Origin of the sequence: Rodentibacter mrazii (assembly GCF_001998825.1) — a bacterium.
GTDB lineage: Bacteria > Pseudomonadota > Gammaproteobacteria > Enterobacterales > Pasteurellaceae > Rodentibacter > Rodentibacter mrazii.
Map to the genome: position 1 here is coordinate 29,327 of NZ_MLHG01000053.1, position 26,685 is coordinate 56,011.

General features: G+C 39.5%; 22 protein-coding genes and 1 pseudogene. 8 read left to right on the forward strand and 15 right to left on the reverse strand.

Annotated features, from left to right (window positions below; genetic code table 11):
- A complete protein-coding gene (locus BKK47_RS08605) occupies positions 1-882 on the reverse strand; it encodes a VirK/YbjX family protein (protein WP_077494451.1) in 882 nt (293 codons plus the stop codon).
- Positions 883-963: 81 nt separating this feature from the next.
- Between BKK47_RS08605 and BKK47_RS08610 the strand changes: the two genes are divergently transcribed.
- Positions 964-2,022 carry a TIGR01620 family protein gene (locus tag BKK47_RS08610; protein WP_077494452.1) on the forward strand — a complete coding sequence of 353 codons (1,059 nt, stop codon included), beginning with the start codon at positions 964-966 and terminating at the stop codon, positions 2,020-2,022.
- Positions 2,023-2,072: 50 nt separating this feature from the next.
- Here BKK47_RS08610 and BKK47_RS08615 read toward each other — a convergent pair whose 3' ends face one another.
- From BKK47_RS08615 to BKK47_RS08650, 8 genes are all read right to left on the reverse strand, one after another.
- Positions 2,073-4,244: a TonB-dependent receptor gene (locus tag BKK47_RS08615; RefSeq protein ID WP_077494453.1), complete on the reverse strand. Its 2,172-nt coding sequence runs from the start codon at positions 4,242-4,244 to the stop codon at positions 2,073-2,075.
- A 77-nt stretch (positions 4,245-4,321) separates the two neighbouring features.
- Entirely contained in the window at positions 4,322-6,295 is a 1,974-nt protein-coding gene (gene fhuB / locus BKK47_RS08620; protein ID WP_077494454.1) for a Fe(3+)-hydroxamate ABC transporter permease FhuB, read from the reverse strand.
- Positions 6,289-7,179, reverse strand: a complete 891-nt coding sequence (locus BKK47_RS08625; protein WP_077494455.1) for an iron-siderophore ABC transporter substrate-binding protein — start codon at positions 7,177-7,179, stop codon at positions 6,289-6,291. Before BKK47_RS08625 ends, fhuB begins: the two co-directional genes overlap by 7 nt.
- A 1-nt stretch (position 7,180) precedes the next feature.
- Entirely contained in the window at positions 7,181-7,945 is a 765-nt protein-coding gene (locus tag BKK47_RS08630; RefSeq protein ID WP_077494456.1) for an ATP-binding cassette domain-containing protein, read from the reverse strand.
- A 201-nt stretch (positions 7,946-8,146) separates the two neighbouring features.
- The gene (locus BKK47_RS08635; RefSeq protein WP_077494457.1) at positions 8,147-8,866 is read right to left on the reverse strand and encodes a DUF5131 family protein; all 720 of its coding nucleotides are present in this window, start codon (positions 8,864-8,866) and stop codon (positions 8,147-8,149) included.
- Between the two features lie 6 nt (positions 8,867-8,872).
- Entirely contained in the window at positions 8,873-9,367 is a 495-nt protein-coding gene (locus tag BKK47_RS08640; RefSeq protein WP_077494458.1) for a 3'-5' exonuclease, read from the reverse strand.
- Between the two features lie 5 nt (positions 9,368-9,372).
- On the reverse strand, positions 9,373-9,741 hold the full coding sequence (locus BKK47_RS08645) for an MmcQ/YjbR family DNA-binding protein (protein WP_077494459.1): 369 nt from the start codon (positions 9,739-9,741) through the stop codon (positions 9,373-9,375).
- A 52-nt stretch (positions 9,742-9,793) separates the two neighbouring features.
- Positions 9,794-10,249, reverse strand: a complete 456-nt coding sequence (locus BKK47_RS08650; protein WP_077494460.1) for a nuclear transport factor 2 family protein — start codon at positions 10,247-10,249, stop codon at positions 9,794-9,796.
- Between the two features lie 114 nt (positions 10,250-10,363).
- Here BKK47_RS08650 and BKK47_RS08655 point away from each other — a divergent pair, with 114 nt between their 5' ends.
- Positions 10,364-11,218: an AraC family transcriptional regulator gene (locus BKK47_RS08655; RefSeq protein WP_158074758.1), complete on the forward strand. Its 855-nt coding sequence runs from the start codon at positions 10,364-10,366 to the stop codon at positions 11,216-11,218.
- A gap of 90 nt (positions 11,219-11,308) precedes the next feature.
- Here BKK47_RS08655 and cls read toward each other — a convergent pair whose 3' ends face one another.
- Positions 11,309-12,769, reverse strand: coding sequence for a cardiolipin synthase (gene cls / locus BKK47_RS08660; RefSeq protein ID WP_077494462.1), 1,461 nt, complete (start codon positions 12,767-12,769; stop codon positions 11,309-11,311).
- 18 nt (positions 12,770-12,787) lie between these two features.
- Between cls and BKK47_RS08665 the strand changes: the two are divergent.
- The 6 genes and pseudogenes from BKK47_RS08665 (at position 12,788) to BKK47_RS08690 (ending at position 21,269) form a co-directional block, all read left to right on the forward strand.
- Positions 12,788-13,525: pseudogene (locus tag BKK47_RS08665) on the forward strand (TIGR01621 family pseudouridine synthase).
- 159 nt (positions 13,526-13,684) lie between these two features.
- Positions 13,685-14,809, forward strand: coding sequence for a restriction endonuclease subunit S (locus BKK47_RS08670; protein WP_077494463.1), 1,125 nt, complete (start codon positions 13,685-13,687; stop codon positions 14,807-14,809).
- Positions 14,810-14,821: 12 nt separating this feature from the next.
- Positions 14,822-17,962, forward strand: coding sequence for a type I restriction endonuclease subunit R (locus tag BKK47_RS08675; RefSeq protein WP_077494464.1), 3,141 nt, complete (start codon positions 14,822-14,824; stop codon positions 17,960-17,962).
- Between the two features lie 15 nt (positions 17,963-17,977).
- Entirely contained in the window at positions 17,978-19,612 is a 1,635-nt protein-coding gene (locus BKK47_RS08680; protein ID WP_077494465.1) for an HsdM family class I SAM-dependent methyltransferase, read from the forward strand.
- Positions 19,613-19,682: 70 nt separating this feature from the next.
- Positions 19,683-20,486, forward strand: a complete 804-nt coding sequence (gene xthA, locus BKK47_RS08685) for an exodeoxyribonuclease III (protein WP_077494466.1) — start codon at positions 19,683-19,685, stop codon at positions 20,484-20,486.
- 9 nt (positions 20,487-20,495) lie between these two features.
- Positions 20,496-21,269: a TIGR01619 family protein gene (locus BKK47_RS08690; RefSeq protein WP_077494467.1), complete on the forward strand. Its 774-nt coding sequence runs from the start codon at positions 20,496-20,498 to the stop codon at positions 21,267-21,269.
- Between the two features lie 122 nt (positions 21,270-21,391).
- Here the strand turns inward: BKK47_RS08690 and BKK47_RS08695 are convergent, their stop codons facing one another.
- The 5 genes from BKK47_RS08695 to tyrS form a co-directional block, all read right to left on the reverse strand.
- A complete protein-coding gene (locus tag BKK47_RS08695; protein ID WP_077494473.1) occupies positions 21,392-22,054 on the reverse strand; it encodes an NAD(P)H-dependent oxidoreductase in 663 nt (220 codons plus the stop codon).
- A 93-nt stretch (positions 22,055-22,147) separates the two neighbouring features.
- A complete protein-coding gene (locus BKK47_RS08700; protein WP_077494468.1) occupies positions 22,148-23,605 on the reverse strand; it encodes a glycoside hydrolase family 32 protein in 1,458 nt (485 codons plus the stop codon).
- Positions 23,606-23,612: 7 nt separating this feature from the next.
- Entirely contained in the window at positions 23,613-24,224 is a 612-nt protein-coding gene (locus BKK47_RS08705) for a glutathione S-transferase N-terminal domain-containing protein (protein ID WP_077494469.1), read from the reverse strand.
- Between the two features lie 67 nt (positions 24,225-24,291).
- A complete protein-coding gene (locus tag BKK47_RS08710) occupies positions 24,292-25,218 on the reverse strand; it encodes an aminoimidazole riboside kinase (RefSeq protein WP_077494470.1) in 927 nt (308 codons plus the stop codon).
- Between the two features lie 108 nt (positions 25,219-25,326).
- A complete protein-coding gene (gene tyrS / locus BKK47_RS08715; RefSeq protein WP_077494471.1) occupies positions 25,327-26,514 on the reverse strand; it encodes a tyrosine--tRNA ligase in 1,188 nt (395 codons plus the stop codon).
- Between the last annotated feature and the right edge of the window lie 171 nt (positions 26,515-26,685).

The window sequence follows — 26,685 nt, forward strand, 5'->3', positions numbered from 1 at the left end:
TTAGCTAAAATGGATTGCAATCTCAGAGGTCAGTCGATCCAGCATTTCGTAACGTTTACGATACATTGAGCGTTTTTTACTGGCAATGTCTTCTAAGGGTTTGCGTTCAATATTAAGGGGGAGTTGCCAATAACGATCTTGATAAATGCCTTGGTTTTCTTGCCAAAATTCATCGTAGTTAAACAAGATTTTACTTCGTGCGGAGAGGCGATATTTACCTTGAAATTTATGTGGAATACCGACCAAATCACATTGCCAATGTTTCGCCAACTCACGGAATGCATGCATCAACATAAACATTGGGCGAATACCCTGTAAATCTTTCGTGGCTTGTTTGATTAATTCCTGTGAATTTCCATGGCGAGGGCCCTGCATAGAGGCAATCAGCAATTGATTTGGTGATAAAAAAGTAAATGAGGCATCATAGATGCGTTCATCATTTTTATTGCGAATATTCAGGGCAAAATAACCTTCAAAAGGATCGATAAAGTTTAAACTTAAATTGAGAGAAAGATCGTCAGTTAATTGGCTCAACAAAACAACTTGCTCCTTAAGTAAGGCAGAGCAGAACGGCAAGCCCCATTTTTCTTCGGCAAGTTGTAAATGCTGTGTGATTGCACTAAAACGTTGCGGCGCGGAAAAACGTTTATCGCAATAAGTGGTTAAAAGCGGATTAAAACGATAATAATCTTGCTTAAAAAGTGGTTGCCATTGTGTATTTTTATTGAGAAATTCAATGAGTTGATGACATTGTTTGCGGAACATTAATGTATAGGCATAATAGCGAAGTCTTTCACGTAATTGTTTTGCTAATGGGCGGTCTTTTGAATAGGGATACATTTGGACGTAAGTTGGGAATGAAATTTTAGTTTGTATTGTCATGTGGATATTTATGGTGAATGTGAGTGTCATCGTCATGTCTCAATATGATGACCAAGAATAAGAAATAGGACGTATTTTATAATGGAAAAGCAAATTTTCAACCAATATGATGAACCTTTAGCAGAAAGTTTCCAGTCAAAACAAGAATTTACTGATGTGGAAACCATTGAAGATGAACCTTTAGAAGGGGAATGGCTTGACGAACAATTTAATCAGGCAATGAAACCAAAATCAAAAGGTTGGAAAAGGCTGTTGAAATTGACCGCACTTTTATTTGGTGTGGCAATTGTCGCTCAATCGGTACAGTGGATTTTAACAAGTTTTCAAAATCAACAATGGATTTATTTCGTCTTTTCCCTTGTCAGTTTGGTTGTGGTGCTGTTTGGTGTGAAAGAGATTGTGGGGGAATGGCGGCGTTTAGTCTATCTGAAAAAACGTGAAAAATTACAGCAACAAAGTCGGTTACTCTGGCAGAAAAGTGTGGTCAAAAACGCGGATGTTTTTGCAGCTGATGGTGAACAAGGTAAAAAACTTTGCTTAGAAATGGCAAAAGGTCTGCAATTAGATGAGCAATCGCCAGCTATTGTTCAATGGCACAGCAGCTTGAATGACGCTTATTCCGCACAAGAGGTGGCACAATTATTTAGTCAAAACGTATTGAAACCTTTTGATAACAAAGCGAAAAAATTGATTAGCAAAATGGCGGCGGAATCTGCCGTAGTGGTGGCGATTAGTCCGCTTTCGTTAGTGGATATGTTCTTTGTTGCTTGGCGAAATCTTCGATTAATCAACAAAATTGCAGGCATTTATGGTATTGAACTTGGCTATCTTGCCCGTATTCGTTTATTGCGTATGGTGTTAATCAATATTGCCTTTGCCGGTGTCACCGAACTGGTGCAAGAGGTAGGTATGGATTGGCTTTCGCAAGATATTACGGCGAAACTTTCCGCCCGTGCGGCACAAGGTATCGGGGTAGGTTTGCTCACTGCCCGTTTAGGAATTAAAGCGATGGAGTTTTGTCGCCCGCTTGCATTTCAATCTGCTGAAAAACCTAAGTTATCTCATATTCAAAAAGAGCTTTTAACCACAATAAAAGAAGTGGTATTGAGTAAGAAAGTGAAGGAAAAGGAATTGCTGTGAGAAAGAAAATGCGCGTTATTTGACAAGATAACGCGCATTTTTGTTTTTAATTAAAAATCAATCGTGGCACTCACTGATAAAGTACGTGGTGCACCTGAAACTAAGTATCCGTAATTCGGATAGCCACCGACTGATTCCCAGTATTTTTTGTTGGTGAGGTTATCCAAACGCGCGCGTAAAGTTACCGGAGTATTGCCAATTATAGCAATATAACGTGCGCCCACATCCACACGTGTCCAACCTTTTACTTTCAACGTGTTTTGCGCATTTGCATAGCTTGAGGCGGTATAGGTGAGACGGGACTCAAGGGTTAAGCCGTCAATTGCTTTGACATCATATTCAAGCCCTAAATTACCTTGGAATTTCGGCACGCCAATGGTGTATTTACCCTCAGTTGTTGATGAGCCGGTGTCACGTTGTTTAGCTTGTAGGAGGGTAACTCCACCAAGTAAACGTATGTTTTGCGCAACTTGACCATATATATTAATTTCCGCGCCATTATGGCGATCTTTGCCTTTAGTCGTATAGAAATTATTGGCTCCTAAATAGCCACGTGGTTTTTCTGTGCTGAAGAGTGCGAGGCTTGCGCCGAATCCGTTTTGCGATTCATATTTCACACCGATTTCTTTTTGTTTGGATACATAAGGTTTAAGCGTTTCGCCTTGGTTGATTGCTGGGCTTGGCGCAGAACCACCTTGTGCTAAGTTTTCAATATAGTTTCCATAAACGGAAAGTTCCGGCGTAAAGCGATAAACAATGCCCATACTTGGCGTAATTCTTGCTTCTTTATAGCTTGCCGATTGTACGCCGGTATTATAAGCAAAGTCTTTGGTGGAAAGTTGTTGCCAGCGAGCGCCTAATGTCACTTGTAACGTTTTATCTAAGAAAGATAAGGTGTCCGCTAATGCTACGCTGGTAAGCACTACGCGATTCGTTAATGCCGGTGAACCTAGATCATTGCCTCGTAATGCATTTGGTGAGTAAGCGATACCATCAAGGTAAATCGGCGAATAAATATTAGTGGCAAAAGCATTTTGCCAGTCCATCACATAAGCATTTTTACGTTTTTCCTGATAGCGGTTTATGTTTAATGTCCACTCATGACCTACCGAAGCGGTTTCAAAGTTGCCTTTTAAACCTACTTCACCGGTGTGAATAATATTACGACGAGTATTATCAAAACGGTATTCTGTGCCATTCCCATTGTTGTCACGAACCGTTAAGTTGGCGAGTACATTGCTTTCTTTACCATCGTGGAAACCGTAAGCGGCATAACCGGTGAAGTTAGGTAAGAAATCATATTCTGCACGTAATGTACCGAAAACATCACGTTCTTCCGAATAAGTCCAGTGTTGTCCCCAGTTGCTTGTTGCTTTTGGCGCAGAAGGTACTTCGGTGACTGTGCCGGCTAAAGTCACACTTGGGCGAGGGCTGCTTAGATGATTTTTTTGATAGCCTAGATCGGCGGAAATCCGTGCTTTTTCACCTTTCCAGTCTAATCCTAAATGGAATACGGTATTGCGTGCTTTATCGTTATCAATGGCACTTTCACCTTCTGTATGTGCAGCATTTAAACGCACACCAAATTCTTTGCTATCGCCAAAACGACGAGAAACATCTGCACCCACATTAGTACGTTCATTGCTTGAAATACCGATGTTTAAACGATTGAGATCTTCCGATGGGGCTCTTTTTGGCATTAAAGCAATGGTACCACCAATCGAACCACCGCTCGGAGCCGCACCATTTAAGAAAGCGGAAGCGCCCCGTTGAACTTCTACGCGTTCAAACATTTCGGAAGCAATATATTGGCGCGGTAATAAACCGTATAAGCCGTTATATAAAATATCGTCGGAGTTAGTAATAAAACCACGCATAAAATAGCTTTCTTGGAAGTTCCCAAAACCACGGGCAACACGTATATTGGGATCGTTTTTCAACACATCTGCGACGCTACGCGCTTGCTTGTCTTGAATAAATTTATTGGTGTAGCCTGTGGTAGCGAAGGGATTTTCTAAATTAGCTTTATTGCCTAAAATTCCTACGCGGGTACCTGAGGCGACTTGACCGCCTGAAAATTCTTTTGCCAAACCTTCTTGTGAAGCATCGGAGCTGATTTCAATAACATCCAATTCTTCCACTTTTTGCTCGTCGGCATAGGCAGAATTCATCGCAAAAATGACCGCACTTGCCAGTGTGCTATATATAAAGATTTTTTTCATTCTTTGTTCCTAATTTAAGGTTGAGGTTAATAAAATATTAGCAAGGGTATTTTTACTTTTTAGTGGAAATACCGTTGCTACACTTTTCGCATCATCAGTAAGAAATAAGTTCCGCCCACTAAGGTTGCAACCAACCCCGCGGGAATTTCATAAGGAAATAAAATTTGTCGTCCGATCCAATCTGCAATCAGCATAATGGTACTGCCGAGAACGGCGGAAAGTAATAGTTGCGCGCGTGCTTTGTACACGCCTAAAAAATGGGTTAAGTGTGGCACAAGTAAGCCGATAAAGCTCAATGGACCGATCATTAGTGTGGCAAGTGCGGTCAAAACCGCACTAAAAATAATCAGTATCCTGCGAGTGCGTTTGATGTTCAGACCAAGGGCTTGTGCCATCGGAGTTTGAAGTGATAATAAATCCAACCAACGGCTAAAAATCAAACTAATCGTCAATAGTACTAATGTTAATGAAATAAACGGTATAGCAAGATTCGGATCGGTATTTTGTGTAGAACCCGAAGTCCAGCTGATGAGTTGATTTGCGCGCGGATCGCCACTGGCAATGGCAAGACGTTGCAGCGTGTCGAATAGTGCGGAGAGGCTGATTCCTGTTAGTAATACTTTTTCCGGCAACATCCCATTGCGTTGGTTGATGGTGGCTAGAATCATTAATGCAATAAAGGCACCGCTGATACCGGCAAGCCAAAACCAAATCGTTTCTTGTGCGGAAAAAATAAAGAGTAAGACTAGAATCCCCATGCTTGCGCCTGATGATACGCCGAGTAATTCAGGGCTTGCCATCGGGTTTAAGGTTAAACGTTGTAATAATACACCTGCCACGGAAAGCAAAATTCCGGCACAAATGGCGATCAATACGCGTGGATAACGTAAGGCAAGAATCTCCCAATCAAAGGCATTATCGGGAATGATGAATTTCCATTGTGAATGGAATGCATCTTTGCCGAGACAAAGCGCAACAAGCAAACTCACCGCAAATAAGGCAATAATAAAGCGGGTAAAGTGCGGTTGATATTGGCGAAGTTTTTGAGGGACAGAATCTGTTAAATGTCCGCTATGAGGTAGTGTGCGGAACATCAACCAAAGTAATAACGGTGTGCCAAGCAACGCGGTGACCGCACCTGTCGGTAGGCTGATTTGATAGTAGAAATTGATGATTTGTAAGACTAAATCGGTGATCGCCAATAGCAATGCGCCGATGATAAAGGCTGAGATTAATTGCCAAGTTAAGGTGCGAATTTCCAGTTGTCGTACGATGGTGGAGGCGGATAATCCCACAAAACCGATCATGCCCACCGCACTGACAACGGAAGCGATTAGATAAGCACTCACTGCTACGCCGATAAGGCGGAGCTTTCCTACCGGTACGCCAAGGCTTTTAGCGTTACTGTCATTTAAAGCAAGAATAGTGAGTGGGCGGCGTAACGCAAAAATTAGGACAAAACTCACCGCACTTTGCACCAATAATAATTGGCTGTCACGCCAACTTTCTTGTACTAATGAGCCGGCCCCCCATTGTGCCAAACCGCGTGATTCTTCAGGGTAGAACAACATCATCATACCGGTGAAAGATCCAAAATATAGGTTCACCACAAGCCCGGCTAAAATCAATAATAACGGTGACATCGTTTTGCGCATGGCAAGGGTCATCACCAGTAATAAACTTAGCGCCGCACCGACGAGAGCAATAAAGCTTGAACCGTATTCCAGTAAGGTCGGCGCAAAAATAGCGACTAAAAATAGGCTGAATTGTGCGCCGCTGTTAATGCCAAGCGTGCTGTCTGAGGCGAGTGGATTTCCCATTACTTGTTGTAATAAGAGACTGGCAAAGGCGAGGCTTCCTCCGGCAAGTAGGGCAATGGCAATGCGTGGAAGGGTATAGCTTTGTATTAACAATAAATCAAGATTATCGGTAAAACGAAAAAGATCAAAAACACGAAGCCCAATAGGAAGTTGCACACTCAATAAGAAAGCGGTAAGTACAATGAAAATGCCGATTAACACCTGCGTTAAAGCCAAACCGCGATTTACCATGTTTCACCGCCCTGTAATAAGCCATTGGCAAAAATCGTGATAAAGCGTTCTGCAGAAGGTAAGGCACCAAATGTCCACACAGCCGGTAAAATCAAGGGTTCTTTCGCCATCGGTAAATGCTGCCATAAGGTATTATGCGTGAGTGCCGAGGCGATATTATTCGGATAAGGTTTGATCACCACAAACTTTGTATTTTTTGGCAATTTTGCCAGTTCGGTAATCTCGATATTTTGGAAGCCCCAATAATTCACTTCTCGTGAATAGGCGTTTTGAAAGCCAAGTTGTTGAATTACTGCACCGAGCAGACTATTTTCACCATAAATGCGCAAATGACGTGTATCAATAAACTGCACCAAAGCCACCGGGCGATGAGTAAAAGGCGTTAAGTGCGGTCGATATTCGGTAATTTTTTTCTCATAGTTTTCAAGTAGGGTTTGTACGGCTTGTGGTTTGCCAATGATTTTGCCTATTTCTTGGGTCGCCGACACAATGTTATTCCACGCATTTCCTTCCTTGTAAAATTCCACGTTATAGACTTTTCCGTAAGCGGATAATTTATCATTTAACACCGCATAAAAATGACTATGAATAAAAGTTAGCGGTTGTGCATTTAAGGAATGTGACAAGCTTGAAATAAGTTCAACATTAGGCTGTAAACGTACACCTAAATCAATCGTGTTTTTAGGCAATTTGGGTTCTATCACCCAAGTTTGATAGCTTTTCACATCGCCCACCGCAAGCGGTGGTTCGCCTAGCGCAATTAATGTTTCCGCCACCGACCAATCCACGGTAGCGTAACCTGCTTGAGGTTCTCCGGCTGATACTTGGAAGTTACCGAAAAGAGCGGTCAGAATAGTGAGCGTTTTTTTGATGAAGTTCGACATATTAATAGAAACTCACAGGACGATGGGTTTCAGGGTGTTCGATCACATTGAGTTCAATGCCGTAAATTTGTTGTAATGAGGCGGGATTAACAATGTGGTGGGCATTGCCTTGTGCTAATAATTTTCCACTGTGCAATGCGACTAAATGATCACAGAAACGGGCGGCAAGGTTGATGTCATGAATGACAATGATTACGCCGAGGTTCAATTCACGGGTCAGTTGGTGAATCAGTTGCATCACTTCGACCTGATGAGCGATATCTAAGGCGGCTAAAGGTTCGTCAAGTAATAAAAACCGGCTTTCTTGTGCCAATAACATGGCAAGCCAAATTCTCGAACGTTCCCCACCGGAAAGGGTATCAACCCATTGATCGGCAAATTTTTCGGTGTGGGTCAGTTGCAACGCTTTGGTGACAGCTTGTCTATCCGCCTCCGTTTCACGTCCAAACAACCCATTCCAAGCATAACGCCCCATAGCAATCAGTTCTTTTGCTGTCATATTAGTGGCTTGTGGCAAATATTGTGGTAAATAAGCGACATATTTAGCAAAATCCCGATTATTCCAATGCTGAATGGAGCGATTATTTAACAAAATATCACCACTTGAGAGGGATTGTTGTCGTGCCATGAGTTTGATTAATGTTGATTTACCGGAACCGTTATGCCCAATTAGCCCATAAACCTTACCGCTTTCAAAAGAAAGGCTTGTGGGGTGGAGTAAGGTACGCTGGGGAATAGAAAATGAAACTTGCTGAAGTTGAAACACAAATTACCCGAGAACAAACAACAAAATTGGTTTTATTCTATATGGAAATTATTCTTATTTCAACTTTAGGGGCTGGCGCTAAACGCTAAAGAAGAAATAAAAAAGATCTTGGTAAAGTAAGAGTGAGCGGTTTTAGCAAAATTTTAAATTTTGAATAAAAATGACCGCTCTTTATGTTTTATAGTGATGAAACACGGTTATCTAATAACGTAAATCGATACCAGCCTTTTTGGCTTGAGATTGTTGAATTTTACGGGGAATCCGGTAGCGTTTACCGTTTTTAATAAAATTAGCGCCTGTTTGCTTGAAGGTAAATGATACTTGTCGGGCAGAGCAAGCAGCTCGAATAGCAAGTACCCAATCATAATTGCAAGGGCGGGCATTTTCCCCCGATTCACCACCAACGATAATGTGTTCAATTTCACCGGTTAAATAGGGTGATAAATCAATGGGAGTCAGTAGAGGTTCGCAGATTAAGGTTTTATGTTTCAACGGCAAGCAAATATAGGTTGGTAAGCGTCGTTCGGCTTCTTTTTGACTTTCTACCGTGCAACAAATAGTAACGTTTTCATAACCGTTTCCCCAGTCTTCCGGCAGATTTTCGTCAATACGTTCAACTCGTTTTGTTGTGAGAAAAAAGGTTAAATCTTTGCGATAACGTATCATTGCCCATGCAGCCTCTCGCCAAGGGTCTGCTTCTTGAACAAAAAAGTCAGAGGTAAAACAAGTATAAACCAATGTGCCGGAGGGAATTTTATTACCACCGCCTCGCATTTTTCGAACAGGCAAATTGAAATCCTTCGTTTTATATACTTGGCGGCTATCTCGTCCAAATTTTTCATCAGAGCGATACACATAACAGTTTGCACAGCCTTCGCTTACTTTTAGGCAGCCGTGCCATAAATTCCAGATAACAGACATAAAAACCTAACAAAAGATCCTTAAAGCAATGTATGCACAAGCTTCAGCATCTGCTAAAGCGTGATGGTGGTGTGTTAAGTTAAAACCAAGATACCGAGTGACAGTATTCAGCTTATGGTTAGGTAATTGCGGAAACATTTTACGGGCTTGACGACAAGTACAGAAAAAAGGGTTGTCGTGTAGCGGTAAGTGGTATGACTGTAACACTGCTTTTAGACAATTCTCGTCAAAAAGACTATTGTGTGCCACCAGTGCCTTCCCGGCTAAATTGGGGCGGATTTCCGTCCAAATTTGTGGAAATGGTGGGGCAATATCCGTATCCGCTTTGGTTAGCCCGTGAATTTGTGTGTTAAAACGGCTATAAAAATTAGGTGTGGGTTGAATAAGCCGATAATAAGTATCGACGATTTGCCTATTTTCTACAAATACCAAACCAATACTGCATACGCTACTTAGATTCCGATTAGCTGTCTCAAAGTCAATAGCAACAAACGAATTCATTGTAATTATTTCTCTTTCAATTTTTTAGACGTTAAAGCAAAACTCTCATCCAACAATTCAAATAATAACATTTCATCTATTTCTGCAAGATTTAGGCTTAACCAGTGCTCTTTATTCATATGATAGAATGGATAAACGCCTTTTATCATTCTGAGCGAACTGAGCTCTTCAGGTTTCGCTTTTACATTAATTATTGTAATTTTTCCCTTACCGTCTATGCCGATTTTACTTGCCTCTATTTTCATTAAAACCGCAAACCACTTACGGCTGTCTTGATGGCGAAATACAGCATAATCAGGGAATGTTTTCCATAAATATTCCGGTTGTATAGAGTAACGTTGCTCTATTTTACTTAAGCGTATTGATATGTTCATTTTTTCCTTAAATAAAAACAATGCGAGCTGATTCCACACTTATTTGTCATTCTTAAAAAGATAGTGCTGCAGCTTTGATAGTGCTGTAATCCCAGTCCATCGGACGAATTGCTGCCCAACAGGAATGGATAACCTGCCATTTTCCGTTTTCTTTCTGGAAAACTTCGATACAGTTATAGTGTGTGTCAATTAAATTTGTTTTGGCATGAAGTTGATAAGTCAAAATACCTGTTTGATTATCGTTGCTGAATTGAACACGCGGATTGACGAAATCATAATTTTCAGCAAATAGTTTACCTTCCAGATCATCTAAAAATGGTTCAATTTCACCATAGCTATCAATACGTAATGGCTTGGCAATATCAAAATAACTGAAATTTGTTTTTGACCAAATCTTACGATAGCCGGAAACATCACCGTCAAACCATCTGTTTAATGCATTAATTTCTAATTGAATTATTTCTTCTGCTAACATTTTTTGTTCATCGGTATAGCCAAATTCACTCATTTTTACTCCTTAATATTGTTTGATGAATGGAGAGCATTATAAAGTTAGAGTGTCATAAACAGTAGGTAGGAAAACGGTATTTTTATGGTATATTTGGGACAAAAAGGACATCTGATGAAATTAATTGATCCTATTTCGGAGTTACATTTTCGGCCTGCCGATCCCAGTCAATATGCGATAGAATTATTCTCTGCTTCGGATATGATGAATCGTAGTAGTGATAAAAATCTAATCAGAGCCTATCGTTATCGCTGTGAAATGTTAATTTTGGTCACGGAAGGCAGCACTACTCAATGGCTTGATGGTAAGCCAATTAAAGTACAAAAAAATAGTCTTGTTTTGGTGCGTTCGGGACAAACTCATCAATTCGGTCATGAAAGGAACTGGGACGGAATGATGTTGCTATTTCGTTCCGAAGTGTTACCGTCCGGCAAAAGTACACTGAATTTTAATCGACTACCTGATGTACTTTATTTAAATGAAGGAGAAAGCTCAGCGTTATTTTATCAAATGCAGCAGATGCAACAAGATAGCCGCATATCTGATGCACAAAGCATATTTCAATTACTACGCTATCAGCTTTATGCTTTGATTGCCCGTTTAGACCATATCGCTACAAATTTACAGCAAAACCATAATAATTCGCGACTTTCTCACCGATTTTATGAATTCCAAGATTTACTTGAACAGCATTTTCAGTATGCTCATCAAGTAAAATTTTATGCAGAACAATTGGTATGTAGTGAAAAAAGCTTAAATCGTGCTTGCCAAGTTGCACGTAAAACGAATGCTAAGACATTGATTACACAACGCCGTATTTTAGAAGCCAAACGCCTATTATGTCATAGTGAACTATCCATAGCGATAATTGCAGAACAACTTAGTTTTACTGATCTGACTCATTTTAGCAAAGTCTTTAAAAAAGAAACGGGTGTTACGCCTGCAATGTTTAAAGATATGGAAAAATAGTGTTAGGATTTTAAAAACAAAATTAGTGTGGCTAGCTAATGTTAACCTGTTTTACTCTCATTCTTTTTATTTAAAACTTAATGAGGAAGATTACAGCAACGGACTAAACAAAAAGAACAAGCGTTCAATAATACGATTGTAAATCGGTCGGGAGAGCCATTTTTCGCTGTCTAGACGGTCTGAATTGGCAATATAGCTCTCATGTAGAATGGAGACTTCATTGGCAAAAGTGAGATCTTCTACGGCAAGAGCGAGTTCGAAATTTAAGAAGAAACTGCGTAAATCCATGTTCATTGTCCCGACTAAGGTGAGCCGGTTATCAATAAGAACGCTTTTCGTGTGGAGTAAACCAGCTTTAAATTCATAGATTTTCACGCCGGCAGCAAGGAGATCGTCAAAAAAGATACGGCTTGCCCATCCCACCATAAGGGAATCATTTTTCTTTGGCAGAATAATTGAAACCTCTACGCCCCGTAAGGCAGCAATGCGTAGCGCTTCGGCAATACTGTGGCTTGGTACAAAATAGGGCGAGGTGATGACAATGCTTTCTCTGGCGGCATAAATTGCTAAGGCTAAAGTTTGTGGTGCCAGATCGTCCGGAAATGCAGGCCCTGTGGCGATAACCTGAACAGAGTGCGTATCATAATCATCAATAGGCACAAGCGGACAGTGGGGTAAAGATAACGGCAATTCAACGCCGGTTTCAATTTCCCAATCCCAAGCGTGCAGACTGTTTAATACGGCAGAAGCTGCGCCGTTTACCCGCACCATAATATCCACCCAATTTCCCACTTTACTATTTTGTTTGAAAAAAGCCGGATCTACCATATTCATACTGCCGGTGTAGGAAATTTGATTGTCAATGACAATGATTTTTCGATGTTGGCGTAAATCAATCCGACTAAAAAACATCCGAAATAGATTGACATAAAGGGTTTCGACAATTTCGATTCCCTGTTTGCGTAGCTCCCGACATACTTTGCTTTTTAGAAAAGGACGGCTACCCACTGAATCCAATAAAATCCGAATTTCCACGCCACGCTGTTTGGCATCCCACAAGGCTTGGCTGACTTCTTCTACCATGCCTTTGTTCGACCAAATATAAAACACCATATTGATGGAATATTGTGCTTGTTGAATATCTTTGATAATGCTGTGAATAATGCTTTCGGGGTTGTCTAAAATATGCAATTCATTCCCTTTAATACAAGGAATACCGAGGCGTTGATAATTCAGATCAAAGAGCGGTCGATATTGTAGATTTTTTGGCACACTGACAAGCGAGGATTGTTGTGACAAATGTGTCAACCACTCACTGTATTTGGGGTGTAATTTCTTGAATGCGTTGGCACGTTTTGTACCCAATTTTATCTCGCCAAAAACTAAATAGGCAATGACACCGATAACCGGAACTAAATAAATAATCATTAACCAAGAAAGGGTGGCGGAAACCGCTTGTTTTTTTATGAGCAAACGCAAGGTAACAGAAATTACCGATACCCAAACTATTATCGGGACGACATAAACCAGTATAATATGTTCAAAACTCATGAGATTTTAACCGCACTTATGAAACTTGATATTCTTTTACAACATTCGGATTTTATCATCATTTACAAGCCTTGTGGCATTAGCGTGCATAAAGACCGCTCAGACGTTGGTCTAACCACGTTGCTTGCCGAACAATTAGGCGTACCGCAAGTTTGGCTGGTACATCGACTGGATAAAATTACATCAGGGCTATTAATTCTTGCCTTAAATACAGAAAGTGCGGCTGAATTTTCACGACTTTTTGCCGAGCATAAAATTCAGAAAACCTATCTCGCATTAAGCTATCAAAAGCCAAAAAAGAAACAAGGTTTGATTATCGGTGATATGAAAAAGGCCCGTAACGGTGCGTGGAAACTTTGCCAAAGCAAAGAAAATCCGGCGATTACCCGATTCGAAAGCGTCAGCTGCGAACCGAATTTACGCCTGTTTTTCCTCAAACCCTAAACCGGCAAAACCCACCAATTGCGTGTCGCCATGAAAAGCCTTGGCAGCCCGATTTTAGGTGATGATCTCTATGGCAAAAACACGGCTGAAATTATTCACAAACTCGATCACTCGTTTGTTCACCTCTCACGAGGACGTTGGCAAAGCCAACGTTCAAAAAACGTTGTTTTTTGTGACCGCACTTATTTGCACGCCGCAAGATTAGAATTTGAATTCCACGGCGAGAAATTTGATGTGAAGGCAATGCCGAAAGAGGGGGAACGGTGGCAAAGGGCGTCTGTGCAAAATATGATTTTGCAAGGTGAAATGTAATTGGTAGAATTTGCAGGTTTTTGCGGCATTATGTCGCAGTTGCACAATTTTGTAGGGACACACGCAGTGTATCCTTACTCATTGAAATTACGATTTTGTGCATTTGCTGAATAATATCGTATTTTAGTGAAAGTGCGGTGAGTTTGAGAGATGTTTTTAATGAAAAAATTAGTATCTTGTCAGTTAGGCGATTTAATTGAATTTCAACGTGGATATGATTTGCCTCGTTCCGAATTTATAGAGGGAGAATATCCTGTTCAATCTTCAAATGGTATTTTGGGTTATCATAATGAATATAAAGTTGAAGCACCCGGAATTACGATTGGTCGAAGTGGGACGGTGGGCATTCCTCATTTGCTACGAAAAAACTTTTTTCCGCACAACACGGCTCTTTTTGTAAAAGATTTCAAAGGGAATGACGTTGAGTATATTTACTATCTTTTAAAGTATTTAGATTTAGGAAATAGAAAATCAGGTTCGGGCGTTCCTACAATGAACCGTAATCATCTCCACCCTTTAAAAATAAAAGCCTATCGAGATTTCATTGAACAACAAAAAATCGCCAATATTCTTTCCACCCTCGATCGAAAAATCTCCCTAAACCAACAAATCAACCAAAAGCTCGAATCGATGGCGAAGCAGCTTTATGATTATTGGTTTGTGCAATTTGATTTCCCTGATGAAAATGGTAAACCTTATAAATCCTCTGGTGGTGAAATGGTTTGGTGTGAGGTGTTGAAAAGGGAAGTACCGAAGAGGTGGGAAAGTATAGAGTTAGGAAAATTTGTCTCAATTAAGAAAGGCGTTTTAATTACTGAAAAAACAGCTAATTTGAAGGGTAATATTAAAGTTGTTTCGGCTGGTGTTAGTTTTTCTTATTTTCATGATCAAAGTAACTATGATTCATTTACAATTACGGTTAGTGCTTCAGGAGCAAATGCTGGTTTTGTTAATTTTTGGAGAGAGGAAATCTGGGCGTGTGATTGCACTGCTATAAGAGGAGATTCCCTAGCTAGCACAATTATCACTTTAGAGTTTTTAAAAAGTATTCAAGAATATATTTATCAACAAGCTAGAGGATCTGCTCAGCCCCATGTTTATCCTAAAGATTTGGAAACTTTAGTTATGATTAATCCTGCAGATAGTATTTTAGATAAATTTCAAAATATTGTTGAACCAATAAATAATAAGATAGCTGTTTATGGGCAGGAAACCCAAAAACTCACCCAACTCCGAGATTTTCTTCTCCCAATGCTAATGAATGGGCAAATTTTCGTGGAATAAAAAGGATATTTTATGACTTCTCATTTTAATGAAAAAACACGTGTTCAAGTGCCTGCTGTAGTGCATTTATGTCGTCTTGGTTATCAATTCCTTTCCCTAAAACACAATAACTGGGATATCGAAACCAATATCTTCACCGATATTTTTAAACAGGCAGTGGCAAAAATTAACCCAAATTCCACTGCACTTGAGATTGAGCAAGAATTAAGGGATTTGAGTATTTCTCTTAAAAATGAAGATTTGGGCAAAGCCTTTTATCAACGCTTGGTGCAAACGAGTGGTGTTCGTTTGATTGATTTCGATAATATTGAGAATAATCAATTTCACGTAGTGCAAGAACTAACCTGTGGTGATAAAGAGGGAGACAATTTTCGACCGGATATCACTTTGCTGATTAACGGTTTACCGTTGGTGTTTTTAGAAGTGAAACGCCCGAATAACCCAAAAGGTTTGAGCGCAGAAGCGGAGCGTATGGAATATCGTTGCCAAAAGCCCGCATTCAGTCCTTATCTTAATGCCATTCAGTTGATGATTTTTTCCAATAATCAGGAATATCTTGAGTTCGATCCGTATAAAACCCAAGGGGCATTTTATGCCACGTTAGGCAGAAAGGGTGTACAATTTAATTATTTCCGAGATGAAACAGAAGTCTTGAGTGAGCAAACCCGTGAGCGTAATAGGCAATTAAGTGAGATTTCAGAAGATGACTTGAACCGCATTTTATTGGATTTTAATGAACCGACTTTAAAATATGATGCTGAATTTAATACTAATTTGAATCCCAATACGCCAACTCATCGAATTTGCACTGCATTATTAAGCAAAGATCGCTTGTTGTTTTTGCTGAAATATGGCTTGGTTTATGTGGATGAAACAACTGGTTTGGAAAAGCATATAATGCGTTATCCGCAACTTTTCGCCGTAAAAGCGATTATGCGTTACTTAAATGCGGATAAACAGAAAGGTATTATTTGGCATACTCAAGGCAGCGGTAAAACCGCCTTGGCTTATTATTGCACTCATGTGTTGAGGGATTTTTATAAAACCAAACAGGTGATCCCTAAATTTTATTTTATTGTGGATCGAATTGATTTGCTGGAACAAGCGAAACGGGAATTTGTAAACCGTGATTTACAAGTCAATACGGTAAATAGCCGTGAGGAATTTGCCAAAGCCATGAAAGAAAATGCCGCTTTAAGCGGTGTGGATGGCAAAGCTGAAATTACCATAGTAAACATTCAAAAATTCCAGAATGTAGATGTGTCAGACATCACCAAAGATTATGACATCAACGTACAGCGCATCTTTTTCATTGATGAAGCGCATCGTAGTTTTGGCAATAAAGTGATGGAAGTCAGTCGTTTTCTTACCAGTTTAATTAATGCTGATCCTTGTGCCGTGCATATTGGTTTAACCGGTACGCCGTTATTAGGTGGGACGAAAAATCGAATTGGTTCAACAGCAATCTTTGGGGATTACATTCACAAATATTATTACAATCAATCCATTTCCGATGGTTATACTTTGCGATTGATTAAGGAAGAGATTGAAAGTAATTACAAAGCAGAATTAAGCAAGGTGCTTGAAGAATTAAAAATTCAGAAAGGTAGCTTCAAGGGGCGTTCGATTACTTGCCGTCGTCGTTTTGTGGAACCTATGTTGGATTATATTGTACAGGATTTTGAGAAATTCAGAAAACAGAAAAATGATTCTTCATTAGGTGCAATGGTGATTTGCGACAGCAGCGATCAAGCCCGTATGATGAGTTTTGTATTTAACGAAAAATACGCCGAATATAAACAAGATTTGTCTGCTTATCGGGAAAAACTTGCTGAAAATGATCCGCACTTTGAGGGCGATTGGCGAAAAACAGCAGAGCCTGGGTCTTCGCACACACTCTTACACAAAAGAACAGTAAAATCAGCGGCGTTGATTTTATCGGATGAAGGCAATAAACAATACCGTAAAGATTTGGTGGAAGATTATAAAGCCGCCAGGATTGATATGCTTTTTGTTTACAATATGCTGCTCACCGGATTTGATGCTAAACGTTTGAAAAAACTTTATTTAGGACGAGTGGTGAAAGAGCATAATTTATTGCAAGCTCTCACTCGTGTGAATCGCACTTATAAAGATTATGAGTTTGGCTATGTTGTGGATTTTGCAGATATTCAGTCAGAATTTGATAAAACCAATGCAGCCTATCAAGCCGAATTGCAAATGGAACTGGGTGATGAAGCAGAGTATTATTCGCAATTGTTTAAATCACAAGAAGAAATTGATGCCGATATTAAAGCTATTAACAATGTGTTATCTGTTTTTACTACTGAGAATGCTGAAATTTTCCGCCAAGAAATTGATGATATTGATGAAAAACCTAAACTGTTGGAATTAAAACGAACGTTAGAGCTGGCAAAAAATCTTTATAATCAACTTGCCATTTCAGATAAATCACAATTAGGCAGGCTTCCATTTGCGCAATTGAATTTGCTTTATCAACAAGTAATGGACAGATTAGGTGCGATAAATTTAATGGAGCGCATGGACGATGGCGATATGCAGGGTGTGCTAAAGGAAGCTTTGGAAAATATTTATTTCACCTTCCATAAAAAAGGCGAAGCGGAATTGAGATTAGTGGATAGCTTGCAAACTCAAATGCGTAAAACCCGTGAAGAAATGGCGCAGAATATTGATCCAAAAGATCCGGAATATGTCTTGTTGTTGGATGAATTAAAGCGTTTGTTTGAGAGCCGTAATGTAAAATCGGTAAGCCAAGCAGAAATGCAGGAGCACATTCATATTTTGAAAGAAATTGAGACTAAGGTACGACGAATGAACGCTGAAAATGCCCGCCTAGCTTCTAAATTTGAAGGCGATGCCAAGTTTGTTCGAGTATTTAAACAGGGCATTAAAGATTTTGGCTTAAAAGCAAGTCAGTTAGATTTTGTGAATGGTTTGAAGCAAATTAAATTTAGTAATGATCAATTTGTATTGAATCAAGGGCAATCAATTCAAACGGCACAGACCTATTTTGAAAAAGAAAGTTTGAGACAGCTTGTTAAGCTTACCGATGAATATCATCTACCATTAGATGTGCAAGCTATTAAGAGATTGAATAAATTGATTGTTGATGAATATGTCAGCGCTAATTAGTAACTGAGAAACAAAATGACAGAACAAGATTTTCAACTTAAAACAAAAGAACTTATTGATAGCCTAAAGGCCATTTGTGCGAACTATGGATTAGGTAATGATGGCAATGAATTTAAAATTATTACACAAGTGTTCTTGTATAAATTTTTAAATGACAAGTTTGCATTTGAAATTAAAAAGCGAGATCCGGAATTGGCAGAAGCTGAAAATTGGGAGAGGGTTTTAACTGAAAAAAGTGCCGATGATTTTGAATTTCTGACAATGGGTTTAAATGCTGATACTGCCATTTTGAAACCATCACAGTTTATCAGCACATTATTTGGTCAATCCACTCAGGATGATTTTGCTACGATTTTTGATAAAACTTTAATTGATATTGCAATAGAAAATGAATCGATCTTCTCAGTGAAAACAGAAGGAGGGGCAAAAATTAATTTGTTTGAGCGTTTAAGCCAATATATTGCAGATCCTTCTAAACGCGATGCATTTTGTCGCGCTATTATTAATAAGCTGGTGGAATTTAGTTTTGAGCATATCTTTAATCAAAAATTTGATTTTTATGCCACGATTTTTGAATATCTCATTAAGGATTACAACACCAACTCAGGCGGTAAATATGCGGAGTATTATACGCCACATTCCGTAGCGCGTATTATGGCGGCGATTTTAGTACCGGAAGCTGAACGTGGAAAGATTCAAAACGTGACCTGTTATGATCCTTCTGCGGGTTCAGGTACGCTATTAATGAATATTGCTCATGCGATTGGGGAAGATAAATGTACAATTTTTACGCAAGATATTTCGCAAAAATCCTCCAATCTTCTGCGTTTAAATTTAATCTTAAATAACTTGGTGGCGAGTATTCCAAATGTGGTGCAAGGTAATACCATGACACATCCTTATCATAAAGAAGGTGAGAGATTGCGTCGATTTGAGTATGTTGTGTCCAATCCACCATTTAAACTTGATTTTAGTGAAGATCGCGAAGTGCTTAGTACTTCAGCTCACAAACCTCGCTTTTTTGCTGGGGTGCCGAAGGTGCCTAAAACAAAAAAAGAAAGTATGGCGATTTACCAGCTTTTTTTGCAGCATATTATTTATTCATTAAAAGAGAATGGAAAAGCCGCTATCGTTTTGCCAACAGGTTTTATCACTGCACAATCTGGAATTGATCGAAAAATTCGTGAGCATTTGGTAGAAAATAAAATGTTAGCGGGAGTAATTTCTATGCCCTCTAATATTTTTGCCACTACTGGGACGAATGTATCGATTCTATTTTTAGATCGTGCAAATAAAGAGAATGTAGTATTGATTGATGCAAGCAATTTAGGTGAGAAAATTAAAGAAGGCAAAAATCAGAAAACAGTATTATCCAAAGAGGAAGAGCAACGTATTGTGGATGTATTTAACCAGAAAAAAGCGGAAGAAGATTTTTCTGTAGTTGTATCTTATGACGACATTATCGCCAAAAATTATAGTTTTTCAGCCGGTCAGTATTTTGATGTGAAAATTGATTATGTAGATATTTCTATTGAGGAATTTGAAAAACGTATGGCAGAATTTAATGCAGATTTGACCGCACTTTTTGATGAGGGTAAAAATCTAGAAATACAAATTCAGCAACAATTAAAGACCTTGAGATTTAACTAAGGGAGAATTTGGCGAGATACTGTATAATACACTGCGCTTTTTCCCCTCTTTTTTACAAACAGGAACTTCAATGAAATTTATTTCTTTTAATATTAATGGCTTGCGTGCCCGTCCCCATCAGTTAGAGGCAGTGATTGAAAAATACCAACCGGATGTAATTGGTTTACAGGAAATTAAAGTGGCAGATGAGGCTTTTCCTTATGAAATCACGGAAAATTTAGGCTATCACGTGTTTCATCATGGGCAAAAAGGGCATTATGGCGTGGCGTTATTGACCAAGCAAGAACCGAAAGCCGTTCACCGTGGTTTTCCAACAGATGGTGAGGATGCGCAAAAACGCATTATTATGGCGGATTTGGAAACGGATTTTGGTTTTCTGACGGTGATTAACGGCTATTTCCCACAAGGCGAAAGCCGTAGCCACGAAACAAAATTTCCGGCAAAAGAAAAATTTTACGCCGATTTACAGCGTTATTTAGAGCAAGACCATGATAAAGCCAACCCGGTTTTAATTATGGGGGATATGAATATTAGCCCGAATGATTTGGATATTGGCATTGGGGAGGAAAATCGTAAGCGTTGGTTGCGTACCGGAAAATGCTCGTTTTTACCTGAAGAGCGAGAATGGTATCAGCGTTTATATGATTATGGCTTGGAGGACAGTTTCCGCAGACTAAACCCAACCGCAAATGATAAATTCTCTTGGTTTGATTACCGTTCAAAAGGCTTTGATGATAATCGTGGCTTACGTATTGATCATATTTTGGTGAATCAAGTATTAGCAGAACGCTGTGTTGATGCCGGCATTGCTTTAGATATTCGGGCTATGGAAAAGCCTTCTGATCACGCACCGATTTGGGCGGAATTTAAATAGGACGAAAACATGGATATGGCAAATTGGCAGAATTATCGTTCTATGGTGAATGATATGCCTGCTGTGTTTACTGCAAATATTGAAAATCTTGACAAATTTCATGGTAAGAATTGCAATAAAATTGTGCAATTTGCCATTAATTATGAGAGTGATGAGAGTGGGCTTCCGTCAGAGGAAGAATACGATAAACTTATTAATCGTATATTCAAAATTTTGGCGCAACTGACCGCACTTCCGAATGTATTTTTTGCCGGACATTTTATTTGTAACGGGCAGGCTAAAATGCATTTCTATTGTGAACATTCGGAAATCTTACTTGAAACCTTATCACAAATTGATTTTGTGAAAGAGGTGAGTGTTCAAGATGATCCGAATTGGGATACTTATTTTGATTTTTTACTTGCTTCACCCCTTGAGATCAAAATGAATGCTACCGAAGAATTGTTAGGTTTACTGCAAAGTAAAGGGCGTGATTTAAGTGATACTTATTTAGTGGAACATAGTTTTCATTTTGATGAAGAGCAGAAAATGTTTCCCTTTATGGAGGAATTGAGTGTGGGAGATTACTCCTTTGCAACATTGCAATATTCTGCGCAACCTATTCAGTTTAACAAGGAGGATGAGCCTTATTATCTAGTGAAACTGGAGCAAGAACTTTCCCTCGATAATGGAGAAATTTTTGAACAAGTGGAAAAATTTGAAAAACTGGCCCAACAATTTATGGGTGATTATATTGGTTGGGAATGTGATAGTTTGATGGATGATAGCAAGCAATTGAATTGATGTACTTTGTAGGGACACACTGCCGTGTGTCCGTTATAAAAAAATTTCAGTGCTTTAGATTCGGACGCCAGTGTGGCGTCCCTACAAAATGAATATAAATTTTGTATAAGCTAATGCTGGGATTATTCCACCCAAGTGACAATTTCATCCATCGTTTTACGGGATTTCTTCGCAATATCACGGGCACGGTAGCCGAATGTTGCGGCAACAGATACACCGTATTCATTCGGATCAAATAATCCTTCTTCAGCAAGGGTTTGATTCATCAAATCATAATGGAAACCTTCAATCGGACAAGAATCAATCCCCATTGCAGCAGCACCTGTCAGCATATTAGCAAGGGCAATATAGGTTTGTTTACTACACCAATCGAATAAAGTGCGGTCACTTTCTAACAATTTCATATCGTTTTCTTGAAGCGTTTTGTATTTTGCCAAGGCTTGCTGTTGCTGTTCTTCAGTTAGCCCTTTTCTCGTCATCACATCCACAAAAAACGGACTGTCATAACGGGCGTTTTTCTTCGCAAGCAAGACAACCATATGACTACAATTATCCAACTGATTCATCATTCCCCAGCTAAAGGGTTTAATTTTGTCCCGTAAAGCTTTGTTTTGAATGACTAATATTTTCCAAGGCTCTGATCCAACAGAACTTGGTGAAAGACGGGCACATTCTAAAATGGCGTGGAAATCTTCATCACTGATTTTTTTACTCGAATCGTAATAACGGGTTGAACTACGTTGATTGAATAATTCAATAATGTCTTGAGCAGTAAGTTTTATCATATTTTCCTCTCTTTTCAGTTTTTCCATTCAATTCTATTTTTTAGACAAAACGGAATATCGCCGTCTATATTTTCGATTTTGACTTAATGTCGGTTAAACATAGGTGATTGCTTTCGGAAAGCCAAGTTCAATATTTAAAGTACGGTTTGTTACAATAATATTTTCTCGATTTGTAATAAAAAATCTTGATGTCATTGCTTTTTCTCCATTATTAAAGAAAATTTCCACAATCGAACGATCAAAGAAAATTTCCACTGTGCGAAGATCATCGATTTCACAATAGCGTTGTTCACCGAATTTCTTCATTAATTCCGTTGTTTGTGCCGATTGGCTGCGATCCAAACAGATTAAGCCGTTTTCATAGGATAAAGTCAGCGTTTCACCTTCTTCATTGGTAAAGAAAGATAAGTTAAAGGGCTGATTTTCTGCATCAAATTTTAAATAGGCACGATCTAAAAATTCTATCGTAGTTTTTTCTTGCAAAGTGCGTGCGGAAAGTGCGGTCATATTTTCATAAATTTTGGCAATCGGGCGTTGATAGAGACGATTATTTTCAATATGCACTTCTCGTGGCATGGTGAGGGCAGAATGCCATTTGAATTTGTCCGTTGGATAAGTTAAATCCGGCAAGCCGATCCAGCCAAACATTATAGTGTTTGTTTTATTTTCTAAACCGCCAAAAGTTTGAGGGGCATAGAAATCAAAACCCTGATCAAGCTCGGCAATGTGTGCCGCTTCCAGTGTATTGCCGTTTAATTGCCCAATGGCATAGGTAGCGTGATAGTTATTTTGGAATTGATGTGTCTCACGATTTTTTCCTTGTGGTGACCAGACGAAAATATCTTTGTCGCCTAATTTCAATAAATCCGGACATTCCCACATAAACACATTTTGATTATTAAAAGCCGGAACAGACAATTCCCCTATTAATCTCGGTGTATCATCCAAATGATCCATTTCAAAAATAATGGCGGTGCCGGTAAGATTTTCACGTTGTGCGCCACAAATAAAACGGATTTTTCCTTCTTTTGTCAGGTAAGGTTTCGGATCTCGCACGTGTTCCGTATAACCTTCTGGGGGCATTTCGATTAGCGGGCGTTTGTTCAGCAATTTTCCGTTTAAATCAAAAATTGCCAGATTTTGATAAGGCACACGTTGGTTATCACTTGCACGACGGGTATTACCGGTATAGAAGATGGGTAATTTGTCGCCGATTTTTAATGCACCACCGGAGTAGCAACCGTGAGATTCAAATAATTCACAAGGAATTAAATTATCGGCGGCATGATAGGTTTGGAAATCATGAGTGATGAAATGCTTCCAATGTTTCATTCCGTGTATGGCATCGAAAGGAAACCATTGATAAAAAAGGTGATATTTTTCTCCGTCAAAAATGAGCCCGTTCGGATCATTTAATAGCCCGGTAGGTGGCGCAAGGTGGTAAGTGGGATAGAAATCTTTATCGCTTTCCACGGTTTTGCGTATGCTATCAAGTTCGCCTTGTTCTGCAGAGAGAAGACTTTTGTATTTGCCGTTATTGAAGATAATCATCGTTGTCCTATTTGGGGTAAGTTTCATTTAAACAATCATAGCGAGTGTTCATTTTTTTCGCCCATGATTTCAATGATTCCATCACGGAATGATTTGTGGCGTAAGTCCAATCATTACGGAATAGTAGAAAATCAATGACACAAACCGTATTTAGCGTACCGATATTGAGCTCTTCACCGAATAAATCAATGGATTTTTGAATAGCTATAAGGCTTTGTTCCGTTCGTTGAAAAATTTGTTGATGTCGTTCTAACCACCATTCTGACTGGGGGCGTAGGCGTTTTTCAGGTATAACGGATATTTCATTTTCTAAAACACCATCGGCTAAATAATGTAAGCGGAGAATTTGCCAACGTTGCTCTCCACTGCCATAAAGTGAAGGTTGTGAACCTAAGTGATCGAGATATTCTGCAATCAGCGAACTGTTATATAGCCATTCACCATTTGCCATTTGGAGAGCAGGCAAGCGCCCAAGAGGGTTATCTTGATTGTGTGGTGAATGTTTATCCATTCCGCTTGTCGCTTGTAGTAATTCAATTTGATTTTGTAATTGGTGATAATGAATCACACTGCGTACTTTTCGAGCGTAAGGGCTGGAATCGGAATACCATAGTTTCATAAAAATACCTCCATTTATGACCGCATTTTAACAGAAGGTGAGTGAGATAAATTCACACACCTTAGGATTAGTTTGCCAAAAATTCAGCCAATTGTACTTTATTTGGCAAAGCTGACATTGCACCTTTTGCCGTTGTTGCCAACGCACCACAAGCATTCGCTTGGTGTATAATTTTAACCAACACATCGTTGTCTTTCCAATTTTCATGTTGAGAAAGACCGGCTAATAATCCACCCACAAAGGCATCGCCAGCTCCGGTGGTATCAACGGGTTTTAAAGCTTTACCCGCAACAACATCTTTTTTGCCGGCAAGGTGATACAAAGCCCCGTCTTTTCCGAGGGTGACGATAACTAGTTTTTCCGGATAGAGTGTAGTAATTTGTTCAAAGGCTTTTTCAAGGCTATATGTATTGGTTAAAAGAGTGAGTTCTTCCTCGGAAAATTTCAATACATCCGCTAATGCGACAGCCTCCATTACAACGGTTTTCATTTTCTCTAGGCTAGACCATAGAGATTCACGCAAATTTGGATCGAAAGAGAAAAATCCCCCTGCAACTTTAATACGGCGAATGGCTTCAAAGGTCGCTTCCCGTGATGGGTTATTAATGAGTGCAATCGAACAACAATGTAACCATTCTCCGGCTTGAAATGGCGGCAGATCACCGGTTTGCAGAAATTGATCGGCACTCGGGTTTACCATAAAAGTGAAACTACGTTCACCGTTGTCGAGCCCGACAACCGCAGTTGAAGTGCGATGTTGTGGATCTAAAATCATATAGGTAGTATTCACACCTTCGGTATTTAAGGTTTCTTGCATAAATTGACCGAGCGGATCCTTCCCTACACGACCAATAAAGGCGCTTTGTCCGCCTAAACGGGCTACGCCCACCGCGACATTTGCCGGTGCGCCGCCGGCACAGCGCAAATAATGATCTTTGCCGTCAGGAATTAAATCAACTACGGCATCACCGGTTACCCAAATTTTCTGGCTCATAGTAATCTTCCTTATAAAATAGACTAGGATGTAAATTCTTTATCTACACTAATTCATGTTAGAAAATAACCGCACTTTAAAAAGTGCGGTTATTTCTCGTTGAGTTTATTATTCCACTGTCACACGGGCAAATTTACGTTTACCCACTTGATAAACATTTGTACCTTTTGGTGCATTTTCTTTGAGGTTATCAATTTTTTCACCATTGATTTTCACACCGCCTTGTTGTGCGGAACGAATCGCTTCAGAAGTGGAAGGGGCTAACCCTGCTTCTTTTAACAAGGTTGCTAAACCTATTTCACCGTTAAAGGTAAATTCAGGCATTTCATCCGGCATTGCGCCTTTTTGGAAACGGTTGATAAATTCTTGTTCTGCCGCATTGGCCGCTGCTTCATCGTGGAAACGGGCAATTAATTCTTTCGCCAGTAAAATTTTCACATCACGAGGATTTTTGCCATTTTTCACATCGACTTTTAATTGCTCAATTTCAGTTAATGGACGGAATGAAAGCAAATTGTACCAATCCCACATTAACTCATCGGAAATAGACATGACTTTGCCGAACATATCATTTGGCGCATCGGTAACACCGATATAGTTTCCAAGGGATTTTGACATTTTTTTCTCTCCGTCTAAGCCCACAAGTAACGGCATGGTGATAGCCACTTGCGGTTTTTTACCGGCTGATTTTTGTAATTCACGACCCACTAATAAATTGAATTTTTGATCCGTACCGCCAAGTTCCACATCGGCATCAAGAGCCACGGAATCATGCCCCTGTAATAGGGGATAAATAAATTCATGAATTGCAATGGGTTGGTTATTGGTAAAGCGTTTTTTGAAATCATCACGCTCAAGCATACGGGCAACGGTGTAATTGCTCGCAAGGCGAATTATCCCTTCCGTACCTAATTGACCCAACCACTCGGAATTAAAGACGATTTTGGTTTTTTGCGGATCAAGAATTTTGAAAATTTGTTCTTTATAGGTTTCCGCATTGCGTAATACATCTTCACGACTAAGGGGAGGGCGGGTTGTGTTTTTGCCGGAAGGATCGCCCACCATACCGGTAAAATCACCAATTAAGAAATAAACATCGTGACCAAGCTGTTGGAATTGGCGTAATTTATTGAGCACCACAGTATGCCCTAAGTGAATATCCGGTGCCGTAGGATCTGCACCTAATTTTATTTTTAACGGACGATTCTCTTTGAGTTTCTCGATTAAATCCGCTTCGGAAAGAATTTCATCAGTGCCACGCTTAAGTTCTGCGAGAACAGTATTAATATCAGTCATTGTTTATTTCCTAATTATGATTTTGAGATGGTTTATTATAGGGAATCTAAAAGATTTGTGAATAAAAAAAACGCCTATTTGTGGGGAAATAGGCGGGAATGTTGGAGTGATTATCGCTGAATGTTTTTAATTGAAACCAGCTTGTTATTGGAATGGCTTAGATGATAACTG